Here is a 13,825-nt window from a genome sequence, read left to right as displayed (position 1 = left end):
GGCCCGTACCTCACACGTCCCTACCCCAACTCCAGCTCGCCGACCGTCTCGTCCCCGCTCGTCTCGCCCGTGGGCCGGAAACCGAGCCCCAGGTAGAAGCCCTCGGGGCCGTCGTCGCCCGGGTGCCAGGTGACGTACATGCGAGTGCCGCCGCGCCTGCGTATCTCGGTGGCCACGGACTCGACCGCGAAGCGGCCGTAGCCGCGTCCCTGTTCACCGGCCGCGATGTTCAGGCGCCAGAGCCCCGAGCGGATGTCGCGGCCCGTGCCGTCGTCCGCGAAATCGATGCCCAGGAAGGCCATGAGGAAGCCGACCAGTCGGCCACCGTCGAACACGAGGCGAGGCCAGGCGGCTTCGGGGTGCAGATACGCCTCGGCGAGGGACTTCACGACCGGGTCCACCAGATGCTCCTGGTCGGCGCGGACCTTCAGGCCGATCGCGGCGTCGAGGTTGTCGGCGGTGACCTTGGCCAGCCTGAGCGAAGTCGTCATGCCAAGACGGTAGAACACGTGGGCAACCGCATTTCGCGGCGTTTGCCGGCCGTCCGGCGACGTCAACGCGACCGTGGGGCCGCTCCCCCCCCGGAAGCGGCCCTGCGAAAACTGTGGGAGACGGTCAGCTCCCGGCCGTACGCGCCTCGTCCTCGATCATCCGCTCCATCGGCGCGACCGCGATCCGGCCCGAGACGACGAACGCCAGCACCATCGAGGCCACCAGGATCACGGTCCCGGCCCACACCATCGTCTCGACCGGCACGGTGTACGCGCCCACGGCCCGCACCGCGCACTCGGCGAGCAGCGCCCCGCCCCACACCGCCGAGAACCGCGTCTCGGCGGCCCGGAACGCCGGCGAACCGGCAGAAAGCCGTTCCCAGGCCGCCGTCTTGGCCGTCTCACCTCGCGTCAGCCACGGGCGCAGGGCTGCCGTCATCATCGGCCGCCCCCGCAACGCGGTCAGCAGGAACGCCAGGCCGATGGTGCTGCTCACCGCGCTGTCCTTGAGGAGCAGCAGCCGCGGATCACCGGCCACCAGGCCCAGCAGCAGCGAGACCACGTTGACCGACACCATCAGCGCGGCGAGCGCGTTGAGCCGCCGCTCGCGCACCACGCCCCACACGGTCCGCACCGCCGGCACCAGGCTGCTCCAGGCCAGCGCCCCGAACGTGGAGAGCCCCGCCGCCTTCAGCGCGTAGTAGGAGGCGAGCGGCACCCCGACGTCCATCAGCAGCGGCATCAGGCTGTCCAGGAGGGCCTTGCGGGGAGCGATCGGAGCGACGGTGGCCGGGGCGGCGACAGGGGCGGCGACAGGGGCGGTGAGTGTGGCGGCCGGGCTGCTCATGTCGGTTCCTCCCGTATCGGCGGCGCCCTCGCGGCTCCCGCTCTCGACACGTACAGACTGTCGGCCCGACCCCCCTTCCCGGCAGAGCCGCGTGTACTCACCTCCGTATGACGAATGTCAGTGTCCTGACGTGCAGTTGTACGGCTCCGAGCGCGTGACCGGATCGTTGCCGTGCCGCGTACAACCGTGCGCGGGTCTTCCTGGTCCCACAGGCGGTCCGGTTTTCCAGGAGAGGGGCTTGCACACACATGGCGAAGAGAATGTGGAACGCGGCGGTGGCCGGGGGAGCGGCAGCCGTGTTCACCGTGATGGCGGCGGCGCCGGCCGGAGCGGCGAAGGGCGGGGTCTCCTACTCCCAGGTCTCGGTCAACGGCGGGAAGCCGATCGTGATCGGGACTCAGGAGGAGGTCGCGGTGCCCGTGACCTTCCGGATGACGACCACGCGCACGTGGGACTGGCCTCCGATGGTCTACCCCTACCGGGGGAAGCTCGACCTCGTGAGTTCGGACATGCTGTACAGCGACTTCTCCACCAACGGCTGCCGGCCCGTGGGTAAGACGGGCTGCGACTTCGACGCGAAGCTGTACATCAACCCGAAGTACGCCATCGACGGGAACGGGGACGCCGGCACCTGGAAGACGGCCGCCGACCTCCCACTGCCCGGCGGCGACCATGTCCTCAACGACCTGAACCTCCCCCTCCAGGTCCAGCGCGCCACCCGCGTCACCGTCAACGCCGCTCCCGAGCCCGTCGTGAAGGGCAAGACGATCACCGTGACGGGCAAGGTCACCCGGGCGAACTGGGCGACCCACACGTACCAGGGGTACGGGGGCCGCACGGTCAGTCTCCAGTTCAAGGCGGACGGCGCGTCCGCGTACACCACGGTCAAGAAGGTGACGTCCAGCTCGACGGGGGCGCTCAAGACCACGGTGAAGGCCGCCGAGTCGGGCACCTGGCGGTGGAATTACTACGGCAACTCCACCTCCGGCGCGAAGGCGTCGAGCGGGGACCACGTCATCGTGTGGTCCGGCGTCCGCGTGATGCACGCGGCGAGGTAGAGAACCCGGCGGAAATTCGGTCGCCCTCCGCCCACGCCCGGTGCTGGGATGTCCGAATGACCGCATCGACCCCGCCGCAGCACGAGATCCGCGCGCTCCACACCGCCACCACCGTGACGGTCTACCAGGCCTACGCCCCGTCGCTCGGGCTGCCCGCGGCCCGCGACGGGCGTTTCCCGCCCGCCTGGAAACGGGACCGCATGACCTGGATCAAGCCGAGCTTCCTGTGGATGATGTACCGCTGCGGCTGGGGTGCGAAGGAGGGCCAGGAGACCGTCCTCGCCGTCGAGATCACCCGTGAGGGCTTCGACTGGGCCCTCGGCCACGCCGAACTCTCGCACTACGAAAGAGGCGTGCACCCCGACCGCGCCACCTGGCAGCACGACCTGCGCCGCGCGCCCGCCCGCGTCCAGTGGGACCCGGAGCGCGACCTCCACCTGGACCGGCTTCCCTACCGCTCCCTCCAGCTCGGCCTGGCGGGAGAGGCGTCGCGGCGGTACGCGGACGAGTGGACGGTCGCGATCCGCGATGTCACCCCGCTGGCCCGGGAGATCCACGAGCTGGTCCGGGCGGGCCGCACGGACGCGGCGGCCGCACTCCTGCCCGGGGAGTCCCCGTACCCCCTCCCGCAGGGCACCCCGCTGCCGGTGGCGCCGGCTACCGCCTAGTGCCTGTCCGCCGGACAGGCACTAGGCACGGGCCCACCCCGTCACGGTCACGATCTCCCGCGCGATGTCCGCCACCGTCCGCCCGTCCGTCGCCACCCGCACGGTGTCGGCCGGTGCGTGGGCGTCGAGCAGCCGGGCCTTGCGCATGCTGCCGCGCAGCTCGCTCTCCAGCTCGGAACCGATCTCGCGGCCGGTTAGCCGCTGGGCGGCCGTCGCGTCCGTCGCGGTGAGCAGGACCCGTACGATCCGCGGGCCGTCGCCCATCGCGCGCTCGAACATGGGCGCCGACTCGGCGAGCACGCACACCGTGTTGGTGTAGACGAGGCGGTGGTGGCCCAGGTCCGCGTAGTGGGACCAGACCGCCGTCAGATTGCGCTCGGTGATCCGCGAGCGGTGCGGATCGTCCTCGGGCGCCGGGTGCACCGCGCTCATGAAGTCGCCGTCCACGACGGCGTGCGCCGCCCCGGCCTCCCGCAGCAGCGTCGACACCTCCCAGGCCACCGTCGTCTTCCCCACGCCCGCGCGCCCGCCTATCAGCAGTACCTCTGGTCGGTTCATGGCGGCAGCGTTCCAGAGACGCCGGGCGGTACGCGACGCGATTACGCGGGCACGGAACCCTCGCCGCATACCGCGTGCGGAGTACGCGGGGCGCGTGCCGTACGCCTTGAGGAGGCCCGGGACCTCCGCCTGACGGCAGGCGGGGCGGGGCGGCGGGCCGCATAGGCTCGACCTATGGAGACCCCTGTTGCGCGTACGTCCCGGTGGCGGCGCCTGCTGCCCCGTACCCGAGGCCGGTGGGCGGCGGCCGCGGCCGCGCTCCTCGTGCTGGCCGGTGCGGGCACCTGGACCGCGGTGGCCGACGACAGCGCGCCGGCCGTGCACCGCGAGGACCGGATGCTGCGCGTCGACGGGGTGTCCCTGGACACCTCGTACTTCACCGGTGGAGGCACCGGGCGCCGCCCCGCCGTGCTCATCGGCCACGGATTCGGCGGCAGCAAGGCGGAGACCCGGGCCCAGGCCGAGCAGTTGGCCGCCGACGGGTACGCCGTGCTCACCTGGTCCGCGCGCGGCTTCGGCAAGTCCGGCGGCACGATCGGGCTCAACGCCCCCGACCGCGAGGTCAAGGACGTCTCCCGGCTGATCGACTGGCTCGCCGCGCGTCCCGAGGTGCGGCTCGACGCCGACGGCGACCCCCGCGTCGGCATCACCGGGGCCTCCTACGGCGGCGCCGTCTCGCTCCTCGCCGCCGGGTACGACCACCGCGTCGACGCCATCGCCCCGCAGATCACCTACTGGAACCTCGCCGACGCGCTCTTCCCCGACGGGGTGTTCAAGAAACTCTGGACCGGAATCTTCGTCAACAGCGGCGGCGGCTGCGGGAACTTCGAGAAGCAGTTGTGCGACCTGTACGAACGGGTCGCCGTCAGCGGCAAGCCCGACACCGCCGCGCGCACCCTGCTCACCGAACGGTCCCCGAGCGCCGTCGCCGACCGCATCAAGGTCCCCGCGCTCATCGTCCAGGGCCAGACCGACTCCCTCTTCCCGCTCGGCCAGGCCGACGCCATGGCCAAGGCCATCAAGGCCAACGGCGCCCCCGTCTCCGTCGACTGGATCGCCGGCGGCCACGACGGGGGTGACATGGAGACCGGCCGGGTACACGAAAGGATCGGGAACTGGTTCGACCGCTATCTGAAGGGGGAAGAGGGCGCCGACACCGGCCCCGCCTTCCGCGTCACCCGGACCGGCGGCATCGACTCCACCGACGGCGCGGCCCTTACCCGGGGCGCGAGCAGCGACACCTACCCCGGCCTGCACAGCGGCGGGGAAACCGTCGAACTGCGCGGCCGCACCCAGAAGGTGACCAGCCCGCCGGGCGGCGACCCGCCGGCCATCTCCGCCGTCCCCGGCATCGGCGGCTCGCTCGCCCAGCTGTCCACCCTCGGAGTCGGCGGCCTCTCCCTCGACTTCCCCGGCCAGTACGCCCGCTTCGACTCCGCCCCGCTGACCACCTCGCGCCGCATCACCGGCTCACCCACCGTGCGGGTGACCGTCAAGGCCGACCACGGCGACGCGGTGCTGTTCGGCAAGGTGTACGACGTGCCCCCGGACGGCAAGAAGCAGGTGCTGCCCGCCCAGCTCGCCGCCCCCTACCGGATCACCCCCGCCGAGCAGGGCAAGCCCCTGGAGCTGACCCTGCCCGCCGTCGACCACGCACTCGACAAGGGCCACCGGCTGCGCCTCGTCCTCTCCGCGACCGACCTCGGCTACGCATCCCCGGCCGAGTCCGCCACGTACACCGTCTCCCTCGACGGGCCCCTCACCGTTCCCACCGCGCCCGGCCTGGAAACCGCGTCCGCCGCGCTGCCCTGGTGGACCTGGGGCCTCCCGGCCGCCGCCGTCCTGATCGCCGCCGCCCTGCTGCTCACCGCCCGGCGCCGTACCGCGCCCCCCGCGCCCGACCCGGCGCTCTTCGACGTACCGCTCCGGATCACCGGCCTGTCCAAGAAGTACGCCAGGTCCGCCAACCTTCCCCAAGCCCTCGGCTTCGTTCGGGCGGAGGAGACCCGATTCGCCGTCCGGGACCTCTCCTTCCGTGTCGAGAAGGGCCAGGTGCTCGGCCTCCTCGGGCCCAACGGCGCGGGCAAGACCACCACGCTGCGCATGCTCATGGGGCTCATCACCCCCGACGACGGCGAGATCCGCGTCTTCGGACGGGCCATCCGCCCCGGCGCGCCCGTGCTGTCCCGGGTCGGCTGCTTCGTGGAGGGCGCCGGATTCCTGCCGCACCTGTCCGGCCGCGCCAACCTGGAGCTGTACTGGAAGGCCACCGGACGCCCCGACGCGGACGCGCGCATCGACGAGGCCCTGGAGATCGCCGGCCTCGGCGACGCCCTGGCCCGTGCCGTGCGCACGTACTCCCAGGGCATGCGGCAGCGCCTGGCCATCGCCCAGGCCATGCTCGGCATGCCGGACCTGCTCATCCTGGACGAGCCGACCAACGGGCTCGACCCGCCGCAGATCCGCGAGATGCGGGACGTGATGATCCGTTACGCGGCCGGCGGCCGCACCGTCATCGTCTCCAGCCACCTCCTCTCCGAGGTCGAGCAGTCCTGCACCCACCTGGTCGTCATGGACCGCGGCCGGCTCGTCCAGGCGGGACCGGTCGCCGAGATCACCGGCTCCGGCGACATGCTCCTGGTCACCGCGGCCGACCCGCTCACCGAACCCCTCGTGGAGAAGATCGCCGCCCTGCCCGGCATCGGCTCCGCCGTCCGCACCGACGACGGGCACGGGCTGCTGGTCCGGCTCGACGGGGCGACCTCGCCGCAGCTGATCGCCGAACTGGTACGCCTCGACGTACCGCTCACCGGGGTCGGACCGCACCGCCGCCTGGAGGACGCCTTCCTCACCCTGATCTCCGGAGGCTCCGCATGAGTACCGCAGCCGACCTCGCCGCGGCCCCCGAGGCCCCCGGCTACCACGCCCGCCGCACGCTCCCGCTGCGCGTCGAGGCCGTCCGGCAGCTGCGCAGACGGCGCACCCTGCTCATGGGCGGGGTGCTGGCCGCGCTGCCGTTCATCCTGATCACCGCCTTCGCCATCGGCGGCACCCCCGACGGCGGACCCGGGGGCGCCGACCGTGTCACGCTGATGGACACCGCGACCGCGTCCGCCGCGAACTTCGCCGCGACCTGCCTCTTCGTCTCGGCGGGCTTCCTGCTCGTGATCCCGGTCGCGCTGTTCTGCGGCGACACCGTGGCCTCCGAGGCGAGCTGGTCCTCGCTGCGCTACCTGCTGGCCGCGCCCGTGCCCCGGGCCAGGCTGCTGTGGAGCAAGCTCGTCGTCGCGCTCGGCTTCAGCCTCGCCGCGATGGTGCTGCTGCCGCTCGTCGCCCTCGCCGCCGGGGCGGCCGCGTACGGCTGGGGGCCGCTGGAACTGCCCACCGGGGGCGCGCTGGCGGCCGGGGACGCGGTGCCGCGCCTCGCGCTCGTCGTCGCGTTCGTCTTCGTGTCCCAACTGGTGACCGCGGGTCTGGCGTTCTGGCTGTCGACGAAGACCGACGCCCCGCTCGGCGCGGTCGGCGGAGCGGTCGGGCTGACCATCGTCGGCAACGTCCTGGACGCGGTCACCGCGCTCGGCTCCTGGCGCGAGTTCCTGCCCGCCCACTGGCAGTTCGCGTGGGCGGACGCGCTCCAGCCCGGCATCGAGTGGGGCGGCATGGTGAAGGGCGCTGCCGTATCGGTGACCTATGCCCTGATCCTGTTCGCTCTCGCCTTCCGGGGATTCAGTCGTAAGGACATCGTGTCCTGAGGTTGACATTCCGCCCGCCGGCCGCCCGCCGTTGCCGCATCGAAACCGTTCCGCAACGCTTTCGACCGGTCCGCGTCCCCCGCTCGCACGTCACATTCACCAGTGCTGACATGACGACACAGGGGGGTACGGCATGGAACGCCGCACACGCACATACCGAGGCGCGCTGGGGCTGCTGCTCGCGGCCGGCGTGCTGCTCACCGGCTGCTCGGGGGAGACGGGCCAACGGGACAAGGCGTCGTCCCAGCAGCGTGGCGGAGCACCCGCGCCCGCACCCGCCCGTACCGGCGGGACGGCCGAGGACGGCGCGAAGGGCAAGGAGGCGGCGGACAAGGCGGACGGGCTGAAGGAGACCGCCCCGCCGGACTACCTCTCCACCTTCGCCCTGGACGTGGACACCGCCTCGTACGGCTACGCGCGCCGCACCCTGGGCGAAGGCCGGCTGCCGGGCCCGGAGACCGTGCGGCCGGAGGAGTTCGTCAACAGCTTCCGCCAGGGCTACCACCGCCCGTCGGACAACGGCTTCTCGGTCTCGGTCGACGGGGCGCGGGCCGGCGGCGATGACGACAACTGGTCGCTGGTCCGGGTCGGCCTGGCCACCAAGGCGGCTCCCGCCACCGCCGAACGAACCCCGGCCGCCCTCACCTTCGTCGTAGACATCTCCGGCTCCATGAACTCCCCGGACCGCCTCGGGCTGGTGAAGAGTTCGCTGGGCATCCTCACCGACGAGCTGCGGGACGACGATTCGGTCTCCCTGGTCACCTTCAGCGACGAGGCGACGACCGTCCTGCCCATGACCCGGCTGAGCGGCGGGCGCGGCAAGATCCACGACGCCGTCGACTCGCTGAAATCCGCCAACTCCACCAATGTGGGGGCGGGCATCGAGCGCGGTTACGAGGAAGCGGTGGAGGGCCGCCGCAAGGGCGCCAACAACCGGGTCGTCCTGCTCTCCGACGCGCTGGCCAACACCGGCGAGACCGACGCCGACACCATCCTCGAACGGATCGACTCGGCCCGCCGCGACTACGGCATCACCCTGTTCGGTGTCGGCGTCGGCAGCGACTACGGCGACGCGTTCATGGAGCGGCTGACCAACAAGGGCGACGGCCACACCACGTACATCGCCGACGAGGAACAGGCCCGCAAGGTCTTCGTCGACCAGCTCCCCGCCCACCTCGAACTGACGGCCCGCGACGCCAAGGCACAGGTCGCCTTCGATCCGAAGACCGTCGAGAAGTTCAGGCTGGTCGGCTACGAGGACCGCAAGGTCGCCGACGAGGACTTCCGCGACGACAGCGTGGACGGCGGCGAGGTCGGCCCCGGCCACACGGTCACCGCCCTGTACGCGGTGCGCCTGCGGGACGGCGTGTCCGGCCATGTGGCCACCGCGACCGTGCGCTGGCTCGACCCGAGGACCCGCACCCCGCACGAGAAGTCCGCCGCCGTGGAGACCGGCGCGATCGGCGGGAAGCTGTGGGGCGGCAGGAGCACCCGGCTCCAGGTGACGGCCGTCGCCGCCTACTTCGCGGACACCCTGCGCGGCACCAGCCTGCCCGGCACCCCCACCCTCGCCGAACTCGCCTCCCGCGCACGGAAGCTGGCCACGGCCACGGAGGACGCCTCGGTGACGAAGCTGGCCACCGCGATCACCCAGGCGGACCGGCTCAAGAGCGGCGACCGGGACGACGGGAGCACGGTCCAGGAGGGCGAGATGGACTGAGCGCGGCTCCGGGAAGCGGCTCGCACGCATCAGCGAAATCCGGCTGTGCGGCCGCTTCCCGCAGGCCATGATGGGCGCCATGGCCTCTCTGTTCCTGACCCTCGCCGTGCTCATGAACGGCCTCTACGCGGGCTTTCTGCTCACGTTCCTCATCGCGGTGATGCCCGGCCTGGCCGCACTCCCGGACGAGGGTTTCACCGCGGCGATGCGCCGTATCAACGAGAAGGTCCCCGGACCCGCCTTCCTCCTGCTCTTCCTCGGCGCGGTCGCGTTCCCGGTGGTCGCGGTGTTCACACAGGCCGGCGAGGAGTCCTGGTGGCTGCTGATCGGCGCTTCGGCCTGCGCCGTCGCCTCCCACCTGGTCACGATCGCCGGCAACATCCCGCTGAACAACGCGCTCGCCGGCTCCGAGGGCGACGACGACACCGCGGCCCGCACGGCGTTCGAATCCCGCTGGAACACCCTCCACTACGTCCGGACCGCTCTCTCGCTCCTGGCGTTCGTCCTGCTGGCGGTCGCCGCGACCTGAAACGGGCAGGCGGGGGGCAGGTTTACGCCGTCACTACGCGGTCCTCGCTACCGTGCTCGGACCCGCCGCGCACAGACGCGCCGCCGCACAAGACGGAGGCCCTCCCGGGGGAGGGCCTGGCACGGGCTGGGCAGAGGCGCCCCCGGCAGGACTCGAACCTGCGGCCAAGTGCTTAGAAGGCACCTGCTCTATCCACTGAGCTACGGGGGCCGGTGGTGGCTGCGGTGGTCTGGAGCCCCGGGACCCGGGCGGTCCGTGACCTTGCCGGGACAAGGATAGGGCTCCGAATGGCTCGACCCGGTTGCTTCACCTGCGTGGCACGATGTGGAGGTTCAGTGAAGCGAGACGATAATCGCAGGTAGGTGCGAGCCGTGCACCGCTTTTGACGCCTCGCGCCCCGGGTGTTGTGCACTCGTTATGCCTGCGTCCCACTCATCCCCTCTGTCCGGACGGAGGAACCGGCGCGCAGAGGTGGCTATACGCTTCAAAAAGGCGCCAAAATTGGGCATTCTTCGCATGTGGTGACCTTGGACGTACGGCCTCAGCTCATCGACGCACTCTCCGCCCTGCGCGACCGTGTCGCTGCCGTGCGTCTCCCACTTCCGCTCCCCGGGGCCCCCCGCGCCAGGCAGACCAGGACCGAGCTGCTCGCCCAGCTCGACGACTACCTGCTGCCCAGGCTGAAGGATCCCGAGGCGCCCCTGCTCGCCGTCATCGGCGGATCGACCGGCGCCGGCAAGTCGACGCTCGTCAACTCCCTCGTGGGGCGCCGGGTCAGCGAGGCGGGGGTGCTGCGCCCGACCACGCGTACGCCCGTCCTCGTCTGCCACCCCGACGACCAGCACTGGTTCGCGGGCGTACGGGTGCTGCCGCAGCTCACCCGGGTCTGGCTGTCGCCCGACGAGTACGCCGACCCCGGCCAGTGCGACGACCTCGACGGACCCGACGGGCACGCGGCCGAGAGGGGCACCGCGCTGCGCGTCGAGACGGCCATGGGCCTGCCGCGCGGCCTCGCCCTGCTGGACGCCCCCGACATCGACTCCCTCGTCGTACGCAACCGCGTCCTGGCCGCCGAACTGATCTGCGCCGCCGACATCTGGGTGATGGTCACCACAGCGTCCCGGTACGCCGACGCCGTCCCCTGGCACCTGCTGCGCACGGCCAAGGAGTACAACGCCTCGCTCGTCACCGTCCTGGACCGGGTCCCGCACCAGGTGATCGCCGAGGTCTCCCGGCAGTACGGCGCCCTTCTCACCAAGGCCGGCCTCGGCGAGGTGCCGCGCTTCACCATCCCCGAACTGCCCGAATCGGCCGGCGGCGGCAGGGGACTGCTGCCCACCACCGCCGTCGCCCCGCTGCGCGCCTGGCTCACCCACCGGGCCCAGGACCCGGCCGCCCGTCAGCAGGCGGTCGGCCGGACCGCCGCCGGGGTCATCGACTCCCTGGACGTCCGGATGCCCGCACTCGCCGGCGCCGTCGCCGCGCAGTACGCGGCAGCCGTGCGGCTGACCGGTGTGGTGGAGGACGCGTACGGGAAGGAGGGCGCCCGGGTGCGGCGCAGGGTGAAGAACGGCGGCGCGCTCGCCGGCGACGCCCGCACCCGGTGGCGCGGCTACCCGCTGTACAGCACCTCGGAGGAAGTGCTCGACGCGCTGGTGGAGAGCCTGGCCGCGCTCCTGGAGTGCGCCGTCGCCGCCGCCGACGAGCAGATCCGCACCACCTGGCGGCGGGAACCGGCCGCGGCGGCGTTCGCCTTCGAGGCGGCGGGCCGGGAGGAAGGCGGATGGGGTCCGGCCGAGGACATCCGGGGCCGGATCGCCATGACCGTACGACGCTGGCGCCGGATTCTGGAGGAACTGGCCGAGGAAGAGCTGCGCCTGATGGAGCGCAACACCGCCCCGGACCCCGAGACCGTCGCCACCCTGCTGGCCGCCGCCCTGCTCGGCGGACGCCGGGCCCGGACCGCGGGTGAGCAGCTCGCCGAACGGATCGGGGCGCAGGGCGCGCTGCGGCTGCGCGACAAGGGCGGCGCGCTGCTCACCACCTATCTCGACCATGTGCTGAACGGTGAACGCGACCGGCGGCTCGCGCCCCTGGACGCCCTCGACGTGGCCCCCGAACCGCAGGCCGAACTGATCGCCGCACTGTCCCTACTGCAGAAGGAGAGGTGGCAGCGATGACTGCCGTCACTGACGAAAATCCGGGACAGGGCCGGGGCAGGACCCGCGGCCGCGGCCGCCGCACCGAGGCGGCGGGGCACCCGCGCGAGGCCGCCGGACCCGACGCGGGCCACGGCGCCGGGACGGGCTGGGACGACGGGCTCATCGCCCGCCGGGCTCAGGCCGCCCGCGAGGAGGCCACCCCCGAGACCACCTCCGAAGCCGTGGCAGCGGCGGAGGACGACGGCCGGCCCCAGGTCGAGGCGTACGTGTCGTCCGGCAGCCCGCTCCGGCACCGCCTGGACGCCCTGCGCGAACTCGTCGGACTCTCCAGGGCCCGCCTCGACCGTTCCGCCCTCGCGGAGGCGGGCCGGGTGCTCGACGAGGCGGCCGCCCGGCAGCGGCTCTCTTCCCGGCACACCGTCGTCGCCATCGCCGGGGCGAGCGGCAGCGGCAAGTCGACCCTCTTCAACGCGCTCGCCGGCGCCCAGCTCTCCGAGACCGGCCTGCGCAGGCCCACCACCTCCCAGCCCCTGGCCTGCTCCTGGACGGACGGGGCCGCCGGTCTGCTCGACCGGCTGGCCGTGCCCGGACGGCTCCGGCGCAGGCCGCAGCCGGGCGGTGCGGCGGCGGACGAGGCGCTCCAGGGCCTGGTCCTGGTCGACCTGCCCGACCACGACTCGGCGGCGAGGGGCCACCGCGACCAGGTGGACCGGGTGCTGGCGCTGGTCGACGCGGTGATCTGGGTGGTGGACCCGGAGAAGTACGCGGACGCGGCCCTGCACGAGCGCTACCTGCGGCCGCTCGCCGGCCACGCGGAGGTCACCTTCGTCGTTCTCAACCAGATCGACCGGCTGCCCGGGGACGCCGCCGACCAGGTCCTGGACGACCTGCGCCGGCTGCTGGACGAGGACGGTATGGCCCTCGGTGAACACGGCGATCCCGGGGCGACCGTGCTGCCCCTGTCCGCGCTGACCGGCGACGGCGTGGGCGAGCTGCGCGAGCTGCTCGGCCGGTTCGTCCAGGACCGCACGGCGGCCACCCGGCGGCTCTCCGCCGACGTGGACGCGGCGGCGGCCAGGCTGCGCCCGGTGTACGTCGCCGAGGGACGGCCGGGGCTCGGCGAGCAGGCTCGCGAGGAGTTCGCCGACCGCCTCGCGGAGGCCGTGGGCGCGGCGGCGGCCGGACAGGCGGCCGAGCGCGAGTGGCGCCGCAACGCCGGACGGGCCTGCGGCACGCCGTGGCTGCGGCTGTGGCGCTGGTACGAGGCCGCGCGGCAGCCCGGAAGCCGGGACCGCGCGCCCCTGGCCGCCCCGCCCGAGGAACGGCTCACCGCACGTCAGCGGGTCGAGCAGGCCGTGCGCACGGTGGCCGACGACGCCGCGGCCGGACTGCCGGGACCCTGGGCGCAGGCGGTGCGCGAGGCGGCGGTGTACGGAGCACAGGGACTGCCGGACGCGCTGGACGAACTGGCCGGACGGGCCGGGGCCGCTGAGGGCCGGGAGGCGGGCGCGGGCGCAGCGGGAGCCGAGGAGCGGGGCGGCAGCGCCGGGGCGGCGCCGGGGGCGGGAAGCGGGCGCGGGGCCGGGCGGCCGCCGCGTCCCGCCTGGTGGCCGGCGGCCGTCCTGGCGCAGGTGGCGATGACTCTGTTGCAGATCTTCGGCGGCCTGTGGCTGGCCGGTCAGATCATCGGGGTGCTGGAGCCGGGGCTGCTGACGCCCGCTTTGGTGATGCTGGCGGGGATCATCGGCGGCCCGCTGGTGGAGTGGTCGTGCGCGGCGGCGGCCAGGGGGCCCGCGCGGCGGTACGGCCAGGAGGCCGAACGGCGGCTGCGCGAGGCGGCGGCGGCCTGCGGGCGGGCCCGGGTGCTCGACCCGGTGTCGGCCGAGCTGGTGCGCTACCGCGAAGTGCGCGAAAGGTACGTGGCGGTGACGGAGTTTTCCACAACGGGCCGTTAGTCCACAGCCCCCAGCGGGATTTCCGCCTCCCCTCCAGCATGGGATCAGTGACCGCGCACACGGCGGTCACGGAGACCGGGCGAAG

At 73.0% G+C, this 13,825-nt stretch carries 11 protein-coding genes and 1 tRNA gene; 8 read left to right on the top strand and 4 right to left on the bottom strand.

Features of this window, described 5'->3' with window-relative positions; genetic code table 11:
* Positions 1-20: 20 nt before the first annotated feature.
* Both P8A18_RS10485 and P8A18_RS10480 read right to left on the bottom strand, forming a co-directional pair.
* A complete protein-coding gene (locus P8A18_RS10485) occupies positions 21-491 on the bottom strand; it encodes a GNAT family N-acetyltransferase (protein WP_306053635.1) in 471 nt (156 codons plus the stop codon).
* 124 nt (positions 492-615) lie between these two features.
* Entirely contained in the window at positions 616-1,338 is a 723-nt protein-coding gene (locus P8A18_RS10480; protein ID WP_306053634.1) for a VC0807 family protein, read from the bottom strand.
* 248 nt (positions 1,339-1,586) lie between these two features.
* Between P8A18_RS10480 and P8A18_RS10475 the strand changes: the two genes are divergently transcribed.
* The gene (locus P8A18_RS10475) at positions 1,587-2,396 is read left to right on the top strand and encodes a hypothetical protein (protein ID WP_306053632.1); all 810 of its coding nucleotides are present in this window, start codon (positions 1,587-1,589) and stop codon (positions 2,394-2,396) included.
* A gap of 56 nt (positions 2,397-2,452) precedes the next feature.
* Entirely contained in the window at positions 2,453-3,064 is a 612-nt protein-coding gene (locus P8A18_RS10470) for a DUF4291 domain-containing protein (RefSeq protein ID WP_306053630.1), read from the top strand.
* 21 nt (positions 3,065-3,085) lie between these two features.
* On the opposite strand, the gene P8A18_RS10465 is transcribed toward P8A18_RS10470, so the two are convergent.
* Positions 3,086-3,622, bottom strand: coding sequence for a nucleoside/nucleotide kinase family protein (locus P8A18_RS10465; RefSeq protein WP_306053629.1), 537 nt, complete (start codon positions 3,620-3,622; stop codon positions 3,086-3,088).
* A gap of 174 nt (positions 3,623-3,796) precedes the next feature.
* On the opposite strand from P8A18_RS10465, the gene P8A18_RS10460 reads away from it, so the two are divergent.
* The 4 genes from P8A18_RS10460 to P8A18_RS10445 all read left to right on the top strand — a co-directional run bounded on the left by P8A18_RS10460 (position 3,797) and on the right by P8A18_RS10445 (position 9,623).
* Positions 3,797-6,499, top strand: a complete 2,703-nt coding sequence (locus P8A18_RS10460; protein WP_306053627.1) for an alpha/beta fold hydrolase — start codon at positions 3,797-3,799, stop codon at positions 6,497-6,499.
* Positions 6,496-7,374 (top strand): ABC transporter permease, encoded by an 879-nt coding sequence (locus P8A18_RS10455; protein ID WP_306053625.1) that lies wholly within the window; start codon positions 6,496-6,498, stop codon positions 7,372-7,374. The genes P8A18_RS10460 and P8A18_RS10455 overlap by 4 nt, the downstream gene beginning before the upstream one ends.
* Positions 7,375-7,507: 133 nt before the next feature.
* Positions 7,508-9,094, top strand: coding sequence for a vWA domain-containing protein (locus tag P8A18_RS10450; protein WP_306053624.1), 1,587 nt, complete (start codon positions 7,508-7,510; stop codon positions 9,092-9,094).
* A 79-nt stretch (positions 9,095-9,173) separates the two neighbouring features.
* Entirely contained in the window at positions 9,174-9,623 is a 450-nt protein-coding gene (locus P8A18_RS10445) for an anthrone oxygenase family protein (RefSeq protein WP_306053623.1), read from the top strand.
* Positions 9,624-9,760: 137 nt separating this feature from the next.
* On the opposite strand, the gene P8A18_RS10440 is transcribed toward P8A18_RS10445, so the two are convergent.
* A tRNA-Arg gene (locus P8A18_RS10440) sits at positions 9,761-9,833 on the bottom strand.
* Positions 9,834-10,150: 317 nt separating this feature from the next.
* On the opposite strand from P8A18_RS10440, the gene P8A18_RS10435 reads away from it, so the two are divergent.
* Both P8A18_RS10435 and P8A18_RS10430 read left to right on the top strand, forming a co-directional pair.
* The gene (locus P8A18_RS10435; protein WP_306060809.1) at positions 10,151-11,803 is read left to right on the top strand and encodes a dynamin family protein; all 1,653 of its coding nucleotides are present in this window, start codon (positions 10,151-10,153) and stop codon (positions 11,801-11,803) included.
* Complete coding sequence (locus P8A18_RS10430; RefSeq protein ID WP_306053621.1) at positions 11,800-13,740, top strand: YfjP family GTPase; 1,941 nt, start codon at positions 11,800-11,802, stop codon at positions 13,738-13,740. Before P8A18_RS10435 ends, P8A18_RS10430 begins: the two co-directional genes overlap by 4 nt.
* Positions 13,741-13,825 lie beyond the last annotated feature (85 nt).

Origin of the sequence: Streptomyces sp. Mut1 (assembly GCF_030719295.1) — a bacterium.
GTDB lineage: Bacteria > Actinomycetota > Actinomycetes > Streptomycetales > Streptomycetaceae > Streptomyces > Streptomyces castrisilvae.
This window is presented reverse-complemented; position numbering and strand designations above follow the sequence as displayed.

Coding starts and splice junctions, on each gene's coding strand:
- P8A18_RS10485 (WP_306053635.1), bottom strand. CDS start 491: ATGACGACTTCGCTCAGGCTGGCCAAGGTCACCGCCGACAACCTCGAC.
- P8A18_RS10480 (WP_306053634.1), bottom strand. CDS start 1,338: ATGAGCAGCCCGGCCGCCACACTCACCGCCCCTGTCGCCGCCCCTGTC.
- P8A18_RS10475 (WP_306053632.1), top strand. CDS start 1,587: ATGGCGAAGAGAATGTGGAACGCGGCGGTGGCCGGGGGAGCGGCAGCC.
- P8A18_RS10470 (WP_306053630.1), top strand. CDS start 2,453: ATGACCGCATCGACCCCGCCGCAGCACGAGATCCGCGCGCTCCACACC.
- P8A18_RS10465 (WP_306053629.1), bottom strand. CDS start 3,622: ATGAACCGACCAGAGGTACTGCTGATAGGCGGGCGCGCGGGCGTGGGG.
- P8A18_RS10460 (WP_306053627.1), top strand. CDS start 3,797: ATGGAGACCCCTGTTGCGCGTACGTCCCGGTGGCGGCGCCTGCTGCCC.
- P8A18_RS10455 (WP_306053625.1), top strand. CDS start 6,496: ATGAGTACCGCAGCCGACCTCGCCGCGGCCCCCGAGGCCCCCGGCTAC.
- P8A18_RS10450 (WP_306053624.1), top strand. CDS start 7,508: ATGGAACGCCGCACACGCACATACCGAGGCGCGCTGGGGCTGCTGCTC.
- P8A18_RS10445 (WP_306053623.1), top strand. CDS start 9,174: ATGGCCTCTCTGTTCCTGACCCTCGCCGTGCTCATGAACGGCCTCTAC.
- P8A18_RS10430 (WP_306053621.1), top strand. CDS start 11,800: ATGACTGCCGTCACTGACGAAAATCCGGGACAGGGCCGGGGCAGGACC.